Here is a 20,724-nt window from a genome sequence, read left to right as displayed (position 1 = left end):
GGTTGCCCACGTGTTACTCACCCGTCCGCCGCTAACTGTTGGAAGCAAGCTTCCAACAGTTCGCTCGACTTGCATGTATTAGGCATGCCGCCAGCGTTCGTCCTGAGCCAGGATCAAACTCTCCATAATACTGGTAGACGATATGCCGCGGATTGCGTTGTCAGTTTCACTCACTCAGTCAGTCACGTACTTGAGTACGTTCCCACTTTCGCTCGATCACTTCCTAGCACTCCACAACATCTCGTCAACCAGTTACATGAAAATTCGATTAGCTCGAGTTTCATTTGCTGGCATCAATTAAGATACTCATTTTGTTTGTGTCATCGTTAGATACACAAACTTTATTTCGTTAACGTTTTGCTGTTCAGTTTTCAAGGTTCATGTTGCAGTCGCTTTCTTGACTGTTCTATTACTATATCAGACGCATTTTAAACTGTCAACAACTTTGGACAACCTTTTTCAATTTCTTTTTCGTTTCTTTTAGATTAGATACCATTAACTCTCTTAGAGGGTAGTTTAAAAAATAGTTAAAACCGCTTCCCTATTGGACTGGGAAGCGGTTTGACGTTACTTAATATAGATAAAATACAAAATGAAGATCACAAAGAGCCCATACATAATTGGATGAATTTCTTTTCTTCTACCGCTTACTAGCATCGTAATAGGATAGAAAACGAAACCGATTGCGATCCCAGTTGCGATACTGTACGTCAACGGCATGGCGATAATTGTAAAGAATGCTGGAACCGCGATTTCGAAGCGGGTCCATTCTATATCTCCTAACGTCGACACCATCAATACCCCTACGATAATCAAAGCCGGTGCCGTAACTGCCGGTGTAATGACTAGTAGCAAAGGAGAGAAGAACAACGCTAATAAAAATAGCAACGCGGTTACAATGGAAGCAAAGCCTGTTTTGGCACCCGCTGCAACACCTGCAGTGGATTCAATATAAGAAGTAGTAGTGGATGTACCCATTACCGCTCCTGTTACGGTTGCCAAAGAATCTGCAAGCAATGCGTTACCGGCACGTGGAAGTCGGTCTTCCTTCATTAGACCTGCTTGTGTAGCAACTGCAACTAGTGTTCCAGCTGTATCGAAGAAGTCTACAAATAAGAATGTGATGACGATCACGAGAAATTGTGTTGTCATCAATGAAGCTGGGTCGTTAAGAATCGCATCAAAGGCTGCACCAAACGTGGGAGCGACTGACGGAATTTTATCTACTACCTTGTGTGGCACGTCTATTAGACTGACCGCCATTCCCAAAACCGTGGTCATAATCATTCCGTAGAAAATAGCACCTTTGATTTTCCTTACCATCATGATAATTGTAATGACTAATCCAAAGACCGTTAGCAATGTAGGACCAGCTGTTAAATCACCTAAACCTACTAGTGTATTTTCATCCGCCACAATAATTTTAGCGTTTTGCAGACCTAGGAATGTAATGAACAAACCTATACCTGCACCTACCGCAAACTTCAGCTGCGCTGGTATTGCATTGATGATCATTTCACGTAAACCTGTTAATGAAAGAATGATAAAGATTAACCCTGAGAATAATACTCCAGTCAATCCTGTTTGCCATGGTATACCATAAGTCAACACTACCGTGAAAGCGAAGAATGCGTTTAACCCCATACCTGGAGCTAAACCGATTGGATATCTGGCTATCAAGCCCATAAATAATGTTCCAACCGCTGCTGCGAGCGCCGTAGCAACAAACACAGCACCTTTATCCATTCTCATGGAATCAGGCAAATCAGGTACAACATCCAAAGATAACATGATTGGATTAACAGCTAGAATATAGGCCATTGCTAAAAACGTAGTAATTCCACCGATGATTTCGCGACGGTAATTGGTGCCAAGCTTTTCGAACTCAAAATATTTTTTCATTGTGACCTTCCTTACTCTCATTATGTAAAAAGAGGCACGCGAAATAAATTCGCACGCCTCTTCTTTAATCCAATAGAAATTACATTTCCATCTTGAATCGTAGTCGAAACATTTACGGTGTTTCGGTAGAGACTTCTAGGCCTTATTCCCAGCGTTATACGATCATATTCTGTTGTTTAACTTATTCCCACTCGATAGTGCCAGGTGGTTTTGCCGTGATATCATACACAACACGATTGACTTGATCCACTTCAGTTGTAATTCTAGTGCTGATTTTTTCCAGCACATCGAATGGTATACGAGCCCAGTCTGCTGTCATGCCATCTACCGAGTGAACCGCTCTAATACCAACCGCATAGTCGTAAGAACGTTGTTCGTTACGAACACCTACACTGCGGATATTCGGTAATACTGCGAAATATTGCCAGATTGAACGATCAAGTCCGGCTTTTGCGATTTCATCACGTAATATAAAGTCTGCATCGCGAACGATTTCAAGCTTCTCTTCCGTAATTTCACCAAGCACACGAACTCCAAGTCCTGGACCAGGGAATGGTTGACGATTAACGATTTCTTCAGGCAATCCAAGCTCTGCCCCTACCGCACGCACTTCATCTTTAAACAATGCACGTAATGGCTCGATTAACTCGAAGTCCATATCTTCAGGCAAACCACCCACATTATGGTGAGACTTAATAGTTGCAGAAGTTGCAGTTCCACTCTCGATGATGTCTGCATAAATTGTACCTTGTGCTAAATATTTGATACCGTCTAGTTTAGCGGACTCTTCATCAAATACGTAAATAAATTCATTACCTATAATCTTACGCTTTTGCTCAGGGTCTGTAACACCTTCTAGCTTGTTCAAGAAGCGTTCGCGTGCATCTACTTTAATAAAGTGCATGCTAAATTGTTCGCTGAATGTTTTCACTACACTTTCGACTTCGCCTTTACGGAGCAAACCGTGGTCCACGAAAATACAAGTCAACTGGTCACCGATTGCACGGTCGATTAAAGCAGCTACTACTGAAGAGTCTACTCCACCACTTAGCGCACAAAGCACTTTACGATCACCAACTGTTGAGCGAATCTTCTCCACTTCTATTTCAATGAAACGATCCATTGTCCAGTCTCCTGAAGCTTTACAGATTTCAAAAACAAAGTTACGCAAGAAATCTTTACCGTTTTCCGAACGATAATCTTCTGGATGGAATTGAATCGCATAGATTTGTTGTTCGTCGTTTGAAATAGCTACAATATTACCAGCCGAATCTTTTGCGGATATAGTAAATCCTTTAGGTAATTCCGCAATATCAGCACTGTGGCTCACCCAGACGTTTTGTTTGTCAGTCTGACCAGCAAACAATGTAGATGTAGTATCCACTGTCAACGTTTCTTCTTTGCTTTCGCCGCTTGAATTCTTTTCTACCTTACCATCTAAATGATCGACGAGTACTTGAGCTCCGTAGCTGATGCCCAATACAGGAATGCCTAATTCGAATATTGCCGGATCGATAGCATACGCGTTCTCGTCTCCAACAGATGCTGAACCACCGGAAAGTACGATACCGACTGGATTCATTTTTTTAATTTCCTCAATTGTTGTTGTATGGGCGTGTAGTTCACTATACACACCGAATTCGCGAATTGTACGCGTGAAGAGCTGATTATACTTACTACCGTAATCGAGAACTACAATTTTTTCTTGTCCAGCTAACACAGGAGCATTTGACAACTAATCCACCTCTTCCAATTTTTTAATACTGTTTCAAGCCTCAACTACAAAAGACGCGTTAGAAAGTCAACTTTCTACGCGTCTTTTCCATCAAAGAATCCAAGTACTGCTAATCGATGATAGCCGACGTTCGTTAGCGCAAGATCTGTCGTGGACTTTTCTTGCATCATCCGTTCTATATTTTACGCATATTTCGCTAAAAAATCAACATGTTGTACTAATAATTAAATCTTCCCATACTTCATTCAACTTATCCCATTCTTGCGTCTCCCAGTCATTCCCGTATATTCCTATTTCATACGCATGGGTTAAGACAGTCATACGATCTCCACCGTACCGCTCATCTACGAGTCTAGCATAGTTGGAAAGCGTCATCGCGGTATCTTTTGGCATTCCGGTCCGAGCTAATTGTTGTAATAACTGTGTGAATTGCTGTTCGAATTTCGCGCGACCGTTTGGCAGTTTCCTGAGTTGTTTTATACGCCATTTAGGCAGCCAATTGTTTCTTTTACTATAGACAATCAAACTCGCTCCTATAATTAACACAAATAATGATGCATAAATCCACCATTGACTGAACAACCATGCAAATCTTTGTTTGAATGCGTCGAACACAGACGAACCCTTTGTTTTCTTAGGAAGTTCTTTCTTTTTTTCCACTTCCGGTTTCACAGTTTTTTCAATTTCCTCTTCTTCAATACTTTCATTCATATTGTCGAATTCGATCTCTGTCGGATGTGTAAAACCTAGGGTTGGCTCAAAAGGCATCCATCCAATTTCAGGAATATATGCTTCTACCCACGAATGAGCCTCATCATTCGTCACGCGATAGACACTTTTTCCAGATGCTTTAAATGCCATTTCCCCTGGCGCAAATCCTTTCACCCAACGCGTCGGTATATCTACAGTCCTGAGCATGACTGCCATAGAAGTAGAGAAGTTATCGCAATAACCTTTTTTCGTGTCGAATAGAAATTGATCCACATAATCTTGTTCTTCATCAGGCACCGGAACATTTTGCGTTTCATATACAAAACCGTTCTTTTTGAAGTATTGCTCTACAGCTTTCACTTTGTCATAGACGGCCGCTTCATTTTCAGTAATCGATAAAGCCAGTTCCTTCACGCGTTCTGGTAATTCTTCTGGTAGTTGCACATAGTTATTTAAATCCTCTGGAACCGTCTCGTAGTTTACCATCTCTGTTTTCTGCAAATCTGACAGGATGTATGTAGGTTCAACAAACTCTATTTCATACTGTTTAATCTTTTCTTGTAGACCCATCAACAAGTATAGTCGGTTGGCTGTCATCTCGTGCATGAGGTTCAACCCTTCAGGTGAGGATATCTTTGTCGTGCCATAGGGAGTAGCAAGAAATGGTAATGGTTCAACAAAATCCAATGTTACATGCGAGACTTCCCCTTCTATCGAGGGCTCCCATAAATTTTCACCTGTATCCAGCAACTCTTTGTTTGATTCATGATCTTGCACCCAACCCTTTGAAGTATATGTATCTTTCGTTTCGATACGCCAATATTGCCGTTCGTCGACGGATGCTTCGAACACCAATTGATTGTCTTGTACGAAAGCTCCACCTAGTTGCGTATCATCAGGGTCATAACCTGCTCTGGCTTGTCCGTTGTCAGATACGTTATCTTCCGCTCCACTTAACGATAGTAGGAACGGCACGGGATCTGGCCACGCCGGAGGGTATACCGGTGCATTTCTTGCTAGCAATCCGACAGACATCACAATCAATACCACTGGCAATGAAAGCAAAAGTAATCTCTTTGGACGAAGTGACAATCTTTCATCGCCCGATAATTTAATTAATGTTAGGCAACCTACAATTAATAAGCCTACTATCATAATCCTTACTATAGACGAAGTAGCATCATAAGGCGTGAACGTATCCAAGAGCGCTACAAATAGTATGGTAAAACCAAAGAACATCATCATACTACGTCGCACTTCAATCCAGTGGCGAAGTAAATAGGCGATCATCCAAACAAGCGTAAACAACAATAACGTACGGAATAAATTTGATAATTCACCGAGATCACCTTTGAATAGCAACAGGATATTTTGTTGGACTTCTTGCAAAATATAGCCTATCACAGCCATAGAGATCCATAGTTGATCAAAATACATATAATGGATAGCCCATACTATATATAGAATCTGCATCGCCCCACTGATCCACCATGGCAGTCGCAATAAAGCCAATGCAAAAAAGAGTACTAGATAAAGGATGAATAGAGAAGGATGGCCAAAATCCGTCAAATCCATAATCGGGATAAACCACTCCCACAACAAGACAGAACTGAGCGCATATAAAAACAACAGGACTTTCCAATCCAATATGGGTCTCTTCATGAATTCACCGCCTTCTTCAACGCTGATGAACGATCAGACGGATATATCATTTTCACTGTAATACCAAGCGATTTCACTTGATTAACAATAGGTTCTAGAGATTTTATGTTCGTTTCATCTGTTATTAGCACAAAGCAAACCAGTGCGGATATATGATGAGTACATGCCAACACACTACGGACGAATTCCGTGCGAAGGTTTCCTGTAATAAGCAACAAAGCATCTCCAGCCAATTCTTTCTCTATCGGCAATCTCACCTTTTGTGTATCTTCAGATTGAATTTTCGCAAGATGCACTAATGCTTGTCTAGTCTGATCCGTGGATTGTATAGACGGAAACACCTGTGGCTGGTCACTCGCTGTGATCAGGGTTAACTTGGCATGACTCTGCCTGGCAGATACAACAATTGATGCGGCAAACTCTACTGCATCTTCAAATGTTTCGGATATCCCGCAATCCAGCAACAACGTATGTTGTTCTGAACGCTGTTCATCAAATTCCTTTGTCATTAATTTCGAAGTACGTGCAAATGATTTCCAATGAATCCACGAGATCCGATCCCCCGGCGCGTATTCTCTGATACTGGACGGGGTAGTTGCATCTTTCGCTAGCATGTAAGCAGAGTGTTGCTGCCCTTCGCTCGTCCCATAAGATGCTGATTCATACGCCAAATCTGTTACGCTCGGATAGACTAGAAAATGATTCTGCACAACAAAAACTCTTCTTTTACGAATCCAATTAAAAAAATCTACTACTTCCACTTCTACTGTCGGTAATGTGTATTCGCCACGCTGAACGTTTTTCAGTAAGTAGATGTGCTCATATGTTCTCCGGAATCCTAAGAGCATAATTTTTCGTTCAATCTTTTCGTGCTTAGCATGCACTCGCTTATCCAGTAATACTACATACAGTAGAGGGAAAGGGAAGTTCCTTTTTAACACCACCCGAATGGATACCTGTCCATTCCTTGATACATGTCGATCTTCAATATACCGTGTAACGGTTAGATCACGTAACGGGTACAGGTAAAGAAGCACCGAATATGTTACAAATGGAATGAGCGTATAGAAAATGAACCAGCTAACGAAGCCCCCTTGAAATTTTGCGAAAACGTAGGCAGCTGTACCAATGGCTACGACACTCGCGAATCGCCCAAATGACTGCAATCCCTTCATAAGGTAGCAGACCTGCGCATTACAGGAACCCGCTGACGCTCGAGGATTTGACCAACTATTTCCTCAGCATCGATTCCTTCGTATTTCGCTTCAGGACGTAAGATCATCCGATGCGAAAATGCAAACGACGCTAAATATTGTACATCGTCCGGCAAGACAAACGTGCGCCCTTTTATGAATGCGTAAGCTTGACAAGCTTTCATTAATGCCATCGAACCTCGTGGACTTACGCCTAAAGAAACAGATTCATGCTGGCGGGTTGCATCCGCACAATCCACAATATAAGAAACAATTGTTTCATCTACTGTGACTTCTCGTACATGACGCTGTAACTCCAGTAACTCATCCACTGTCAGAATGGCGTCAATTTGCTCAATCGGTGTTTGTCGTTCCGCTCTTATCAATAATTCCATCTCTTGCTGCTTTGTCGGGTAACCCATTTTTAACTTGAAAATAAAACGATCAAGCTGTGCTTCTGGTAGGGGGTAGGTCCCTTCATATTCAATAGGATTTTGTGTCGCCATTACGAAAAACGGTTTCGGCAATTGAATAGTTGTTCCATCTACCGTAATCGATGCCTCTTCCATCCCTTCCAATAATGCAGCCTGTGTTTTAGGTGATGTTCGGTTGATTTCATCAGCCAAAACGATATTACCAATCAAAGGGCCTGGACGAAATTCAAATTGCATCGTTTGCGGATTATAGATGGACACGCCCGACACATCGGAAGGTAATAAGTCTGGTGTGAATTGGATCCGCTTAAACTTCGCGCCAATTGAAGTCGCAAGCGCTCTTACTAGCATCGTCTTGCCAACACCCGGTACGTCTTCAAGTAATACGTGACCACCCGCTAACAATGCCGTCATGCTTAACTCCGCTATATCACGTTTTCCAACTATAACTTTTTCTATATTATTCAATACTCGTTCGATCCATTGTGAATGCATAATTATTCTCTCCCGTCACGAACTGAATCCGTCTTTTTATATGAGACTATCATACCTGAAACGCATAACCTCGACAAACAGAAAAAACCGCCGACCTTTTATCTTACAAAAGGTCGGCAGTTTTCATTTCCAAAACTCATCAAATACCGTAATAGGCAAATGACGTTTATGCGCTGATTTCAAATAATGCCCTTCTATTTGCTTTCGTGCCTCATTCGACACTTCTTTTCCTTCAAGATAGTCATCAATTTCATCATACGTTACACCTAATGCTATCTCATCTGGAATGGCAGGCTTGTTGTCTTCCAAGTCGGCTGTAGGGATTTTATTGTATAAATGTGGAGGGCAATCTAGCGCTTCTAATAATTGTTTTCCTTGGCGTTTATTCAATCGGTAGATCGGCATAAGATCCGCTGAGCCATCACCAAACTTTGTATAAAATCCAGTAATTGCTTCAGCTGCGTGGTCTGTACCCAGAACGACAGAATGATGAATGGCCGCTACAGAATATTGTACCTTCATACGTTCCCTCGCTTTTTCATTTCCTTTATCAAAATCAGAAATATGGAGACCCGCTTTGTTCATAGCCCGCTCACTTGCATCCACTGCTTCTTTAATATCAACTGAATAAACGACCGACGGACTGATAAAGCTCAATGCATCCTGGCAATCGTCTTCGTCAAACTGCACACCGTATGGTAAACGAAGAGCATAGAAACGGTACCTTTCGATCCCTTCTTCCCCATTAAGCTCGTCAACTGCCATTTGCGCCAACTTGCCGACTAGTGTAGAGTCTTGACCGCCCGATATGCCTAAAGTGAATCCTTGCAAAAATGTATTCTTTTTCAAATATGCTTTCATAAAGTCAATGGAAGTCCGGATCTCTTGCTGCGGGTCGATTTCCGGTTTCGCACGTAATGCTTGGATAATTTCTTGCTGCAATGTCAACGCTCCCACTTCCTTTTCATCGTTTAGTATAGTTCTCGACCATTTCATGCACTTCTTCTATATTGCGCCTCTTATTGTCCCAACACTTCTGACTAAGATCAACAGGGTATTCTTCAGGATTCAACGAACGCTGGTATTCTTCCCATAGTAGGGAAAGATTTCGTTGTGCGAATTCACGAATTTCATACACTGGCGGATTTTTATAAATTACTTTTCCATTCTGAATCACATGCTCGTGTAAGTTCACCGCTTCAAAATTCGTTACAAATTTCGAGATAAATGTATGCACAGGGTGGAACATTTTGAGGCGCTCCTCCTTTGTCGGATCCTCATCATGCATCGTAATATAATCGCCTTCCGCTTTACCATTTTCAAGGTCAATAATTCGATATAGTTTTTTACGGCCAGGTGTCGTGACTTTCTCTACGTTAGCTGAGATTTTAATCGTATCTTGCATTTCCCCGTGATCGTCTTCAATGGAGACAATTTTATAGACCGCTCCTAGCGCTGGTTGATCATATGCTGTAATCAGCTTTGTTCCAATACCCCAAATGTCCACTTGGGCTCCTTGGGCTTTCAAGTTCAAAATCGTATACTCGTCCAAGTCATTGGATACGACAATTTTCGCATCCGGGAATCCTGCCTCGTCTAACATCCGGCGAGTTTCTTTCGATAAGAATGCAATATCTCCGCTGTCCAGTCGAACACCGATAAAATTAATGCTGTCACCAAGCTCTTTTGCTACTTTAATGGCTGTCGGAACACCAATCTTTAATGTATTGTACGTATCCACTAAGAATACGCAGTCTTTATGGCGTTGTGCGTAAACTTTGAACGCAGTGTACTCATCTTTATACGCTTGGACAAACGAATGTGCATGCGTCCCTGAAACAGTTAGTCCGAAACGTTTCCCTGCACGTACATTGCTCGTGGACTCTACGCCACCAATAACTGCTGCACGCGCGCCCCAAACTGCGGCATCCATTTCATGCGCGCGTCGGCTTCCAAACTCCATCACAATGTCATCTTTCACTACTTGCTTAATACGGCTAGCTTTTGTGCAGATCAATGTCTGGTAGTTCACGATATTCAACAAGGCTGTTTCGATCAATTGCGCTTCAATCAAGTTCGCTTCAATCCGAATGATCGGTTCATTCGCGAAAACAAGCTCTCCTTCTTTCATGGAGTAAACGTCGCCAGTGAAACGGATGCCTTTTAAATAATCGAGGAAATCATCAGCAAACCCAAGCTCTTCTCGTAAATAAGCTAGATCACTTTCTGTGAATGAAAATTCCTCTAGATACTTCAGTACATGTTCAAGGCCAGCAAATATCGCATACCCGTTACCGAATGGAATTTTTCTGAAATACACTTCAAATACGGCTTTCCGTTCATGAATGCCGTCCGCCCAATACGATTCGGCCATGTTAATTTGATAGAGGTCTGTGTGTAACGCTAAGCTGTCGTCTTTGTATGATGAAGTCATAGTCGTCTCCTTCTTCCGCTGCAATAATATTGTCATTATACACTATTTTCCCTGTTTCTCAGCAAAGTAATCATTAACCGACGAATCGATTTCAGAAATATAACTTTTTAAGGTTAGCAAAGATAAAATATGAAAGAGATGTGACCACGAATCATGTGTCCCGATGCTTCACTTTTTACGGAATCAAAAAGACAGAAAGTACATTCCAATTAATTTTGGAATTCGTTTTCTGTCCCGTGTGCTTATTTTCAATAGAATTTATTTCTGGTTTAGCTACTCACTTTTCAAACGAAAGCAATCCTCACTCCTTTTTCAACAATCTTCTATCACTATATACGTCGCTTTGACCGGACCGTGTACACCAATGACTAGGTTCATTTCGATGTCAGCGGAGTTACTGGGACCAGTGATAAAATTGATGCAGGACGGGACTTGCTCGCCATTGTTTAGTTTTTCTCGAATCATATCTGACGCTTGGGTAATTCTCGGGACTAGCGTGCTTTTAGGGATTAGGGCAATATAATGCGTCGGGAGCAAGCTGACGGAACGACCTTTGTCCGCACTACTGAAAAGTACGACGGTGCCGGACTCAGCGAGAGTCATGTCGCTAAAGGTGATACCGATGTTTGCTTGTTCAGCCCGTGCGATATTCTTCTCTCCAATGAAAGGATCCCAACTATGGACTTCAATTTGTTCTGACGGCCACTTCATCTCTACTAGATCCGATAATCCACATTCCTCAAAACGTTCGTCTCTCCACAGAGATAGCGGTCCGCCACCGTAAGCTTTTACGACTTCATCCAGCGCGACCGGCAACGATTCTTTTGTCGTTTCCATAATATCCGTATGAATTTGCTCACATTGCACACGCAACACTTCGAGTAATTCATCTTTTGAAGCATCGGCTAACACTGTTCGTTGAGGTTGATGTTTCCAGATTGGCTTTTCTATTTCCTTTTTAAGTTCGCGACCTAGTTGTGTCGCGATGGTCTCTAGAAATGGACCACGGTTTTGAATGGATCCTGCCATACTTATTTGCCTCCTTTCTGATCATAGAACCAATCGCGAAAACGCGTATTTCCGACAGCCGGGAACTCACGTAAATCTGTCCAACCTTTCAGTGGACCTGGACCTTTTGAAATTCGGTCATTTTTCGTCAACGGTTTCATGGCGGTAGAGGCTACTTTTGAGCCCATAGAGTACAACGGATTAGAAGAAGCACCGATTCCGAATGCTTTCATTGCTAGTCTTTCGGAAATAGGTGATCGACCTTCCTCTTCCACTATGATGCGTCGATGTGTATGAAGTAGTTCATGAAGAGGGATTTTCACCGGACAAGCATCCGTGCACGCTCCGCATAGTGTGGAAGCAAAAGGCAACTCCTTGAAATCGTCGTAACCTCCAAGCAACGGTGATAGCACAGCACCAATCGGGCCAGAATAAATGGAGCCGTATGAGTGCCCGCCAATATGACGATAAACAGGGCATACGTTAACACAGGCAGCACATCGGATACATTGCAGCACAGACTGAAATTCTGTACCTAATATTTCTGAACGACCATTGTCGACGATGACTAAATGAAATTCTTCAGGGCCATCTACATCCCCTTCCTCTTTAGGGCCAGTTAACGCTGTGACATAACTCGTCAATTTTTGACCTACTGCACTTCGTGTCAATAAACTGACCAGCACTTCGAATTCTTCAAAGGAAGGTACGACTCGCTCCATCCCCATTACTGTAATTTGAGTTTTCGGCAACGCGGAGACTAGTCGTGCATTCCCTTCATTCGTCACGAGACTAATAGAGCCGGTTTCAGCTATCGCAAAGTTGCAACCTGTAATGCCTATGTCTGCATCCAAAAATTCTTGACGCAGTTTTTCGCGTGCATGCAAAGCTAATTCTTCGGGTTTAGAGGTATGATGGTAATCCAGTTTCTCCGCAAACACTTCACGAATTTGTTCTCTGTTTTTATGAAGCGCTGGCGCTACTATATGAGAAGGTGGATCATGATCATCTACTTGAAGGATATACTCCCCTAAATCTGTCTCTATCACTTCGCATCCGGCTTCTTCTAGAACGCTATTCAAATTAATCTCTTCTGTTACCATAGATTTCGACTTCACGACTTTTTTACCGTCTTTTTTGTTGACGACATCTCGAACATACTCACTGGCTTCTTCAGCAGTCTTTGCGAAAAATACATGACCACCGCGTTGTGCAACATTTTCACTTAGCTGATGTAAATAGTAATCTAAGTTTTCAAGAACATGTTGACGAATTTCCTCCCCATGTGAACGCCATTCCTCCCAACTGCCTAACTCTTCTGCAGCGTCTAATCTTCTCCCGTGCAAACGTTCTTGAGCGCCCGCCACTGCCTGTCTCATGAAATCATCTGAAATATTATCCTGTGTTCGATCTGTAAAGTTTTTCTTACTGAACTTCATCGCCATTGCTATCACCTCACTTTTTTATTTACTCACGACTATTTAATACTTGTGCGATATGCATAACACGAATTGGCTCGCCCATACGTTCTGCGCGTCCACCTATATTCATGAGGCAACCACAGTCCGCTCCAATTAAATAATCTGCCTCTGTCGCCATAGCACTATTGACCTTCTCATCTACCATCTGTTCAGAGATATCTCCCATCTTAACGGAGAATGTTCCGCCAAATCCGCAGCAATTATGTGCATTGGGTAAAGGGATCATTTCGAGTCCTTCCACTTGATTCAATAATTTTCTCGGTTCTTCGCTAACGCCTAGTAATCTCGTCATGTGGCAAGAGGGATGATACGTCGCTTTTCCTATCAATTTCGCCCCTACGTTTTCCACTTGCAATACATTCACAAGAAACTGAGTGAACTCATATGTTTTATCTGCCAGCTCTTGTGCTCTAGGTAACCAATTGGGATCATCTTTGAATACTTCCGGATACAATTTAAACATAGTGGCACAAGATCCTGACGGTGTGACAACATACTCCGCCCCTTCAAATGTCTTTATCATATTCCTCATTGCCGATTTTGAATTTTCTACGTAACCACTGTTATAAGCCGGCTGTCCACAGCACACTTGTCCTTTTGGAAACGATAATTCACAGCCTTGTCTTTCTAATATTTCCACCATGTCTTTGCCGGCATCCGCATAGAACATGTCTACCAAACAAGTTATAAATAGGCTTACTTTCATTCCTCTTCACCCCTTCACAGCGATATACCATATAGTCAGCAGCGCATCGGATTTTTACCTAGCGTACTACATTAATCAATCAATTGACAGAATATTCATCCTGTCTTAAATAAAAAAATCACTCAGCTAAAAGTGAGTGATTTTTGTATTTAATAGTGTTTAATAAATTAGCCGTCACTACTTCATGCGTTTTCTTCGTTTTCATTTGCTTATATTTCATATCGCTCACTCCGCGCTACCACATATTAAACGCGTTTTCTCCAGTTGTAGCAGGTTTCTTTTACGCTCTTTACCATCTCGATAGCCTGACAATTCTCCACTCTTCGCTACTACACGGTGACAAGGCACCAAGATCAATAGGGGATTCTTGCCTATCGCAGATGCTACAGCACGAACAGCAGATGCTTTCCCCATTCGTTCTGCAATTTCTGAATAGGTTACGACCTTACCGTAGGGTATCTGTTGTAGCACTTCCCAAACTTGCAATTGGAATGGTGTCCCTTTTAGATCCACTGGCACCGCAGAAAAACTAATAGCCTTACCTGAAAGATACTCTTTGACCTGACCTCTATAGACCTCAAGCTTCATTTCATCTTCCTTTAACCCTTCAGTTTCGAATCGCTTTGACCAAACCTTTAATTGTTCCACACTATTTTCTGCTAATCCCACGTAGCAAAGTCCTTTTTCTGTAGCGGCAAGCGTTACTGTCCATTCTTCATATTCAAATCGTGTCCAATAAACCAGTGTATCCACTCTCCTTTATCCGAATAACTTTAAACCAACAGCACCGAGAATAATGAGCGATAAAAAGAAAAGACGTTTAACGCTAGCAGATTCTTTGAAAATCAAAATCCCCATCAATACAGCTCCCGCTGCTCCAAACCCTGTCCATACCGCATACGCTGTACTCATTTGAATTTCACGCATAGCAAGAGACAAGAAGACGAAGCCGAATCCAAATATTCCGACAATGAGCAACAATCTCTTAATAGACCGTTTCTGTAAATAGTAATTGATACTTACCACACCAAAAATCTCACCGAGACTGGCAATAGCCAAATACACCCAAGCCATCGTCAGCCACCTCCTTTTGTATCTACTTGTTCATCTGTAGTCAACTTGATACCGACGACCCCGCTGACAATTAATCCAATAAAAGTCAGCGTAACCCATGTGAAATCTGCTTGAAAGATGAATATATCCACCAAAAGGATTGCCGCGGCACCCGATCCGGTAAAGACTGCATATACCGTACCTGAAGGTAATTTTTCGCATGCTTTAATAATAAAATAAAAACTCAATACAATCGCCACACCTGTTCCAGTCCATTGAATTGCGGTTTCAGAGTAACGCAGACCAACTACCCAGAAAATTTCTATAACTGCCGCTAGGGCAACATAACTCCAAGCCAAAATAAAAATCTCCTTTCTTTCATGAATAGCACCTATAAGTATAGCAAAAAGTCATCCGATCACGATAAAAGGAAGCTTGCTTCTAGTATATCCGCATGGTAGAATAAATCCATCAACAGTTTTTTCTATATTAAGAATATTCTTATCGAGAGAGACGGAGGGATAGGCCCAGCGATGTCTCAGCAACCAGCCTCAGGCACGGTGCTAATTCCAATGGTGACACCACCTTGAAGATGAGAATGCTGTATACACTTGTAAGTTCGAGGGCCTATTCGAAAAGAAGAGGTTCTTTTTTATTTTGCTGGGGGGATGGATATTCATGACAAACAATGGATTAGAAACCAGATTAGTACAACTAGGGAACCGCAGTGACAGGAAAACCGGAGCAGTTAATACGCCTATTTACTTGTCTACAGCGTATCACCATGAAGGTCTAGGAAAATCTACGGGGTATGATTACACACGAACAAAAAATCCTACGCGTTCGATCTTAGAGGATGGAATCGCAAACTTGGAATCTGGTGATCAAGGATTTGCGTGCAGTTCTGGAATGGCAGCCATCCAACTAATTTTATCCTTATTTAAGACAGGTTCAGAGCTACTGGCACCTGAAGACTTATATGGCGGCACGTATCGTTTATTTAATCAATACGAAGAGACCTACAATGTGAAGACACGTTATCTATCGTTTGATGATGTTTCAGAAGTCGAGCAAGCAATTACTGATCGCACAAAAGCGATCTTCTTGGAAACGCCCACAAACCCATTAATGCAAAACATAGCAATTGGGACGTATGCAGAATTGGCCAAAAAGCATGACTTATTATTAATTGTCGATAATACATTCTTAACGCCTTATTTCCAACGACCTATTGAAGAAGGCGCAGATATCGTCATTCATAGCGCAACAAAATATATCGGTGGACATAATGATGTACTAGCAGGTCTAGTCGTCGCAAAGGGTGAAGAGTTATGCGAACGCCTATTTACTAACCATAATGCGATTGGCGCTACATTATCCCCTCTTGATTCCTGGCTGGTTGTCCGCGGTTTGAAAACATTGCATTTACGCATGAAACAGCATGACGTCAATGCGAAAGCAATGGTATCTTACTTAGAACAAGAGTCTCTCATTGCCGACGTACTCTACGCCGGGATCGGTGGCATGTTATCTTTCCGAGTGCAGAATAGCGAATGGATAGGACCATTCCTTGAAAACCTGAACCTCATTTCATTTGCTGAAAGTTTAGGCGGCGTGGAAAGCTTTATCACGTATCCGACTACGCAAACGCATATGGATATTCCTTTAGAAGAACGCAATCGCCGTGGAGTGGATGATCGTTTGCTACGTTTCTCTGTTGGTGTAGAAGATGTAGATGATTTGATTGCTGATGTAAAACAAGCTCTTTATGCTGCAAAAGAAATAGTAGAAGGCGTAAAAACTCAATAATAATAAACCGCACAACTCGAACCGTCAGTTACACTATGGCAGTTCGAGTTTTTGCAGGTAAAGAAAAGATGCTAAATCCTTCAATAGTTAGATGTTAAAGTATATACTGAAAAAGAACATACATTTATTATTGGAGGCGAGATTGTTGAATCGTTTAGAAAATAAAGTAGCAGTAGTAACTGGCGCCGGGTCTGGAATTGGACGAGAAATTGCTGAGCTCTATGCCCGTGAAGGTGCGAAGCTTATCATCGCAGATATGAATATGGAAGGTGCAGAAGAGACTGTCCAGACGATTAAAAATGCTGGCGGTCAAGCGCTGGCAGTTAAGACCAATGTCACGGTGGAAGAAGATGTACAAAGAATGATTGATACAGCAGTGGAGCAATTCGGCACACTGGATATTCTAGTGAACAATGCCGGTATTATGGACAATATGTACGCTGCAGCTACAGTTACAGATGAGATATGGGACAAAGTATTAGCGATCAACACAACAGGTGTCATGCGTGCAACTCGTAAAGCATTAACTATCTTCGAAGAGAAAAAAACAGGCGTGATCGTCAACATGGCTTCTATCTCAGCGGTGACAGGTGGTCGAGGTGGTCTGGCTTACACCGCATCAAAACACGCGGTGGCAGGGATGACAAAAAGTGTCGCTTCTCAATACGGTCCCTTAAACATCCGCTGTAATGCAATTGCACCAGCACAAATCCCAACTAATATTACAAACAGCCTAACTCAACCAGATGAATTCGGCATGAAACAAGCTCTAAGAGGCGTAAATATGATGAGCCGTCCTGGAACAAAGGAAGAGATCGCAAACATTGCACTATTCCTTGCCTCAGACGAATCCTCCTATGTTAATGGTGTCATTATGGAAGCTGATAATGGTTGGTCTGCCTATTAAGGCTTACTCTCTTATAGAAGTAGGGCTTGGAAACATTCAAATAATTTTCATATAAAAAGCATCCAAATTAATTTGGATGCTTTTCTTTCTTACTGAGTTGTATGCCATTTTTTCTTTTCGCTTGCATAGACGACCGCTGCCGGTGCTGCGATAAACGCAAGTGCCACCATTCCGGAGAACATGCCTGTCAGTTCTTTACTTCCAAAGGAAAATCCAGCTGCTACACCTAATGCAATCCCTGCTAATACCGCCAACATAACAATTTTATACATGTTAGACCCCCGACCTTTCATTTGTAAGAAGCGATCGTCTCGCCGATTTACTTGTTACTTTTAGCATACTCTCATTGAGAACCTTTTTCAAGTACAATTGAGAATCTTTTTCAGCGTCTATGAAAATGTATTGATATTGTATGTCATGAGCAGTATTTTAATGTTTAGAAAACATGAAAAAACCGTCAAGGCTTACTTACACCCCGACGGTCGAAATAATTATTATTTTTCTAGAAGTTTTAGTGATTCACGATTAAATGCTGGTATATCGTCAGGTGTACGGCTTGTTACAAGTTGGTTCTGACAAACTACGACTTCTTTGTCTGCGTATTTTGCACCTGCATATTCCATATCTACACGGATGGACGTGTACCCTATTGCATCGCGCCCTTCAAGCGCTTTTGCTGTAATGAGCAATTGTGGACCATGACAAATTGCGAATACAGGTTTTTTTGCGTCCATAAATTCTTTGACGAATTTCACGAAACGATCATCTGCACGTAAAATGTCTGGTGAAAATCCGCCCGGAATAAACAATGCGTCGTAATCCGATGATTTAGCGTCATCAATTGCTTTATCAATTCCCACTTTTGTATTTTCTTTCATACCTGTTACTTCTGTTCCTGCTTCCGCGCCAATCACTTCTACTTCGTGTCCAGCTTCCTTATACGCGGCAGCCGGTTTCATATATTCTGAGTCCTCAAACATATCACCAAGTACTGTTGCAATTTTAGCCATAATGCTTACCACTCCTTATGTGATGTTCTGTAAATACTATTCCACATTATAAAGAGTCTAAACATCATCACTCGTGATCTAGTTATCCTATAATTGGTTATTGGATATATTTGTTGCTAAGTGGAGTTCTTTCCTACCTGTATAATTTTGTATACAATAGGGTTACTATATAATACGGTGCTACATGTAGACAAGAGCCTCTTAAAAAGATGAATAGGAATGTATTAAAGCCGTAAATACTAAATAAAGGTGTTGAATGCTATTGGGAGTACACCAATACTTTAAAAGCTTATCTGATTTAGAACTAATTATTCGTTGTCCTGGAAAGTTCAAATTTCAGGAGCATTCTGTAGCTAGCCATTCATTTAAAGTGACAAAAATCGCTCAGTTCCTCGGAACAGTTGAAGAGGAATCTGGGCAGAAAGTAGATTGGAAAAGCCTATATGAAAAGGCGTTGAACCATGATTACGCAGAACTATTTACAGGGGATATTAAGACACCTGTAAAGTACGCTTCGAAAGAATTGAAGAAGCTATTCGGTGAAGTAGAAGAGGAAATGACAAGAAAGTTTATAGAAAAAGAATTTCCTACTGAGTTTCAAGCTATATACTTGGAGCGATTGAAAGAAGGTAAGGATGAAACATTAGAGGGGCGCATTTTATCCGTTGCTGATAAAGTTGATTTGCTGTACGAATCATTTGGCGAGATCCAAAAAGATAATCCAGAGCCTTTGTTTATAGAAATCTACGAAGAAGCATTAAGAACCATACTGATATATCAAGATATGAACTGTGTAGAATACTTTCTAAAACAAATTCTTACAGATATGCTCAGTGAACGATTCACTGAGCATGATGAGTTAACCGGCATTACAGCACGGATAATCGAAGAACTAGGCGATTAAAAGACATTTACAAGCGAATGTATACACGCTTTGACCAGCGCAAACCGACATTCATCTCCCGCTTACCCGTGAGACTATGTTCGATTCATTCTTTGAAGCATGAGTCTGCTGTCGGAAGTGAGATGGACTCCAGCTTACATTCACTTGTTGGGCAACACCATATTGCGTATCGGAAACAGATGTAATAGGGCTCGAAATCACTCCCTTTTAAACACAGCCGGCGAGAACTATAAACCCTTCATTTTATATCATCACGGCAGGGGTTTTTTCACTAGAAAAATATTCCGACAATAACCAGTATAGCAATAATAATACCACCAATTTGTCCAATGACTGCAGATGAAACGATTGGTTTCTTTTGAAATATGTCAATTAGCTCCATATCTTCACGAAGCTGTTTTACCTCTTTACGAAGCTCATTCACTTGCAGATTCAACGTGCTAATTTCCTGTGCCTGTTTTGTAACCAATTGTTGTTTTTCTGAGTTGTTTTCATGTTGCTCCATACATGATCACTCCTATCTTTTCATTTCTATACGCTTTAACATACGTTTTAGTTTCAAAAAACAGAAGAACTTTCCATTGCATTTCCGCTTACACAGGTGTAAGATAAATCTACAAGCTGTATTGTTCGTATGACATTAAGTTTTAACCTTTAAGCTGTAAAAGGGAGTTTATTACGAAACGGAAATGGCATGCTGGATTCCTTTTTAGCAATCCAGACATACAGGAACGTTTTCCGCAAACACCCACTTTGAGGAGTGGTGGTTTAAAACTTTCTATGACTAAGTACGGCAAACACGGCTTACATAAACAGAGAAAAAACCTTCCATCTTGTATGGGAGGTTTTTTGTTTTGTATGTGTGATCTTTCACAACTCAACCATGATTAAACTTTTAGAACATAAAAGCAGTGAGTCGACGCTTCAAGCCGACTCACTGCGAACAAAAAATCTTAAGCTACATTTCGACATGCTTCTGCACATTTGCGACATGCTTCTGCACACTGCTTGCAATGATCATGATCGTGTTTGTCACATTCTTCTGCACACTGCTCACAAATTTCCGCACATAGTTGCAAAATTTTATCTGTAAATGGACTTTGTCGAGTAATCGCCTGGATTGCATAAGAACAAATGTCTGCACATTCTCGGTCAAGTCGAATACAGTCTGCCATCATACGAACGTCTTCCTCTTTTAGACAAGCGTCAAAACAATGATTACATGCCTTTACACAGTCTTCTAATACCGCTAATACATCTGCATATTTCTGATTCATTTA

20 protein-coding genes, 1 rRNA gene, 1 other RNA gene and 2 riboswitches are annotated in these 20,724 nt (G+C 41.6%); of the genes, 4 read left to right on the top strand and 18 right to left on the bottom strand.

What is annotated here, in order from left to right:
• The 14 genes from CSV61_RS14675 to CSV61_RS14610 all read right to left on the bottom strand — a co-directional run.
• Window positions 1-129, bottom strand: a 16S ribosomal RNA gene (locus CSV61_RS14675); the annotation flags it as partial.
• Between the two features lie 438 nt (window positions 130-567).
• A complete protein-coding gene (locus tag CSV61_RS14670) occupies window positions 568-1,902 on the bottom strand; it encodes an NCS2 family permease (RefSeq protein ID WP_099639831.1) in 1,335 nt (444 codons plus the stop codon).
• Window positions 1,903-1,982: 80 nt separating this feature from the next.
• A riboswitch (purine riboswitch) is annotated at window positions 1,983-2,084 on the bottom strand.
• Window positions 2,084-3,637, bottom strand: coding sequence for a glutamine-hydrolyzing GMP synthase (gene guaA / locus CSV61_RS14665; RefSeq protein ID WP_369824398.1), 1,554 nt, complete (start codon window positions 3,635-3,637; stop codon window positions 2,084-2,086). Its footprint overlaps the riboswitch before it by 1 nt.
• A gap of 204 nt (window positions 3,638-3,841) precedes the next feature.
• The gene (locus CSV61_RS14660; protein WP_099639830.1) at window positions 3,842-6,010 is read right to left on the bottom strand and encodes a transglutaminase TgpA family protein; all 2,169 of its coding nucleotides are present in this window, start codon (window positions 6,008-6,010) and stop codon (window positions 3,842-3,844) included.
• Window positions 6,007-7,185 (bottom strand): DUF58 domain-containing protein, encoded by a 1,179-nt coding sequence (locus CSV61_RS14655; RefSeq protein WP_099639829.1) that lies wholly within the window; start codon window positions 7,183-7,185, stop codon window positions 6,007-6,009. Before CSV61_RS14655 ends, CSV61_RS14660 begins: the two co-directional genes overlap by 4 nt.
• Entirely contained in the window at window positions 7,182-8,132 is a 951-nt protein-coding gene (locus CSV61_RS14650) for an AAA family ATPase (protein WP_099639828.1), read from the bottom strand. Before CSV61_RS14650 ends, CSV61_RS14655 begins: the two co-directional genes overlap by 4 nt.
• Window positions 8,133-8,255: 123 nt before the next feature.
• Window positions 8,256-9,080 (bottom strand): ammonia-dependent NAD(+) synthetase, encoded by an 825-nt coding sequence (nadE, locus tag CSV61_RS14645; RefSeq protein ID WP_099639827.1) that lies wholly within the window; start codon window positions 9,078-9,080, stop codon window positions 8,256-8,258.
• A 16-nt stretch (window positions 9,081-9,096) separates the two neighbouring features.
• On the bottom strand, window positions 9,097-10,566 hold the full coding sequence (locus tag CSV61_RS14640; protein WP_099639826.1) for a nicotinate phosphoribosyltransferase: 1,470 nt from the start codon (window positions 10,564-10,566) through the stop codon (window positions 9,097-9,099).
• A gap of 312 nt (window positions 10,567-10,878) precedes the next feature.
• Complete coding sequence (locus tag CSV61_RS14635) at window positions 10,879-11,595, bottom strand: LutC/YkgG family protein (protein WP_099639825.1); 717 nt, start codon at window positions 11,593-11,595, stop codon at window positions 10,879-10,881.
• A 2-nt stretch (window positions 11,596-11,597) separates the two neighbouring features.
• Window positions 11,598-13,019 (bottom strand): LutB/LldF family L-lactate oxidation iron-sulfur protein, encoded by a 1,422-nt coding sequence (locus CSV61_RS14630; protein ID WP_099639824.1) that lies wholly within the window; start codon window positions 13,017-13,019, stop codon window positions 11,598-11,600.
• Between the two features lie 22 nt (window positions 13,020-13,041).
• Window positions 13,042-13,761 (bottom strand): (Fe-S)-binding protein, encoded by a 720-nt coding sequence (locus CSV61_RS14625; protein ID WP_099639823.1) that lies wholly within the window; start codon window positions 13,759-13,761, stop codon window positions 13,042-13,044.
• A 225-nt stretch (window positions 13,762-13,986) separates the two neighbouring features.
• Window positions 13,987-14,514, bottom strand: a complete 528-nt coding sequence (locus CSV61_RS14620; protein WP_099639822.1) for a methylated-DNA--[protein]-cysteine S-methyltransferase — start codon at window positions 14,512-14,514, stop codon at window positions 13,987-13,989.
• 6 nt (window positions 14,515-14,520) lie between these two features.
• Window positions 14,521-14,835 (bottom strand): DMT family transporter, encoded by a 315-nt coding sequence (locus tag CSV61_RS14615; RefSeq protein WP_083033901.1) that lies wholly within the window; start codon window positions 14,833-14,835, stop codon window positions 14,521-14,523.
• A gap of 2 nt (window positions 14,836-14,837) precedes the next feature.
• Window positions 14,838-15,173 (bottom strand): DMT family transporter, encoded by a 336-nt coding sequence (locus tag CSV61_RS14610; protein ID WP_099639820.1) that lies wholly within the window; start codon window positions 15,171-15,173, stop codon window positions 14,838-14,840.
• Between the two features lie 139 nt (window positions 15,174-15,312).
• Window positions 15,313-15,413, top strand: a riboswitch (SAM riboswitch).
• A gap of 79 nt (window positions 15,414-15,492) precedes the next feature.
• Between CSV61_RS14610 and CSV61_RS14605 the strand changes: the two genes are divergently transcribed.
• Both CSV61_RS14605 and CSV61_RS14600 read left to right on the top strand, forming a co-directional pair.
• Complete coding sequence (locus CSV61_RS14605) at window positions 15,493-16,623, top strand: methionine biosynthesis PLP-dependent protein (protein WP_099639819.1); 1,131 nt, start codon at window positions 15,493-15,495, stop codon at window positions 16,621-16,623.
• Between the two features lie 145 nt (window positions 16,624-16,768).
• Complete coding sequence (locus CSV61_RS14600) at window positions 16,769-17,530, top strand: glucose 1-dehydrogenase (RefSeq protein ID WP_099639818.1); 762 nt, start codon at window positions 16,769-16,771, stop codon at window positions 17,528-17,530.
• An 89-nt stretch (window positions 17,531-17,619) separates the two neighbouring features.
• Here the strand turns inward: CSV61_RS14600 and CSV61_RS14595 are convergent, their stop codons facing one another.
• Window positions 17,620-17,802, bottom strand: a complete 183-nt coding sequence (locus CSV61_RS14595) for a hypothetical protein (RefSeq protein WP_099639817.1) — start codon at window positions 17,800-17,802, stop codon at window positions 17,620-17,622.
• Between the two features lie 222 nt (window positions 17,803-18,024).
• Complete coding sequence (locus CSV61_RS14590) at window positions 18,025-18,540, bottom strand: type 1 glutamine amidotransferase domain-containing protein (RefSeq protein ID WP_099639816.1); 516 nt, start codon at window positions 18,538-18,540, stop codon at window positions 18,025-18,027.
• A 262-nt stretch (window positions 18,541-18,802) separates the two neighbouring features.
• Here CSV61_RS14590 and CSV61_RS14585 point away from each other — a divergent pair, with 262 nt between their 5' ends.
• On the top strand, window positions 18,803-19,444 hold the full coding sequence (locus CSV61_RS14585; RefSeq protein ID WP_083033913.1) for a YfbR-like 5'-deoxynucleotidase: 642 nt from the start codon (window positions 18,803-18,805) through the stop codon (window positions 19,442-19,444).
• A gap of 271 nt (window positions 19,445-19,715) precedes the next feature.
• Here CSV61_RS14585 and CSV61_RS14580 read toward each other — a convergent pair whose 3' ends face one another.
• Window positions 19,716-19,949: a hypothetical protein gene (locus CSV61_RS14580; protein WP_099639815.1), complete on the bottom strand. Its 234-nt coding sequence runs from the start codon at window positions 19,947-19,949 to the stop codon at window positions 19,716-19,718.
• Window positions 19,950-20,059: 110 nt separating this feature from the next.
• Between CSV61_RS14580 and ssrS the strand changes: the two genes are divergently transcribed.
• Window positions 20,060-20,254, top strand: a non-coding RNA gene (gene ssrS, locus CSV61_RS14575) — 6S RNA.
• A 143-nt stretch (window positions 20,255-20,397) separates the two neighbouring features.
• On the opposite strand, the gene CSV61_RS14570 is transcribed toward ssrS, so the two are convergent.
• Window positions 20,398-20,721, bottom strand: a complete 324-nt coding sequence (locus CSV61_RS14570) for a four-helix bundle copper-binding protein (RefSeq protein ID WP_083033917.1) — start codon at window positions 20,719-20,721, stop codon at window positions 20,398-20,400.
• Window positions 20,722-20,724 lie beyond the last annotated feature (3 nt).

The sequence above is a fragment of the Sporosarcina sp. P3 genome, assembly GCF_002743415.1.
Lineage (GTDB): Bacteria > Bacillota > Bacilli > Bacillales_A > Planococcaceae > Sporosarcina > Sporosarcina ureae_A.
This window is presented reverse-complemented; position numbering and strand designations above follow the sequence as displayed.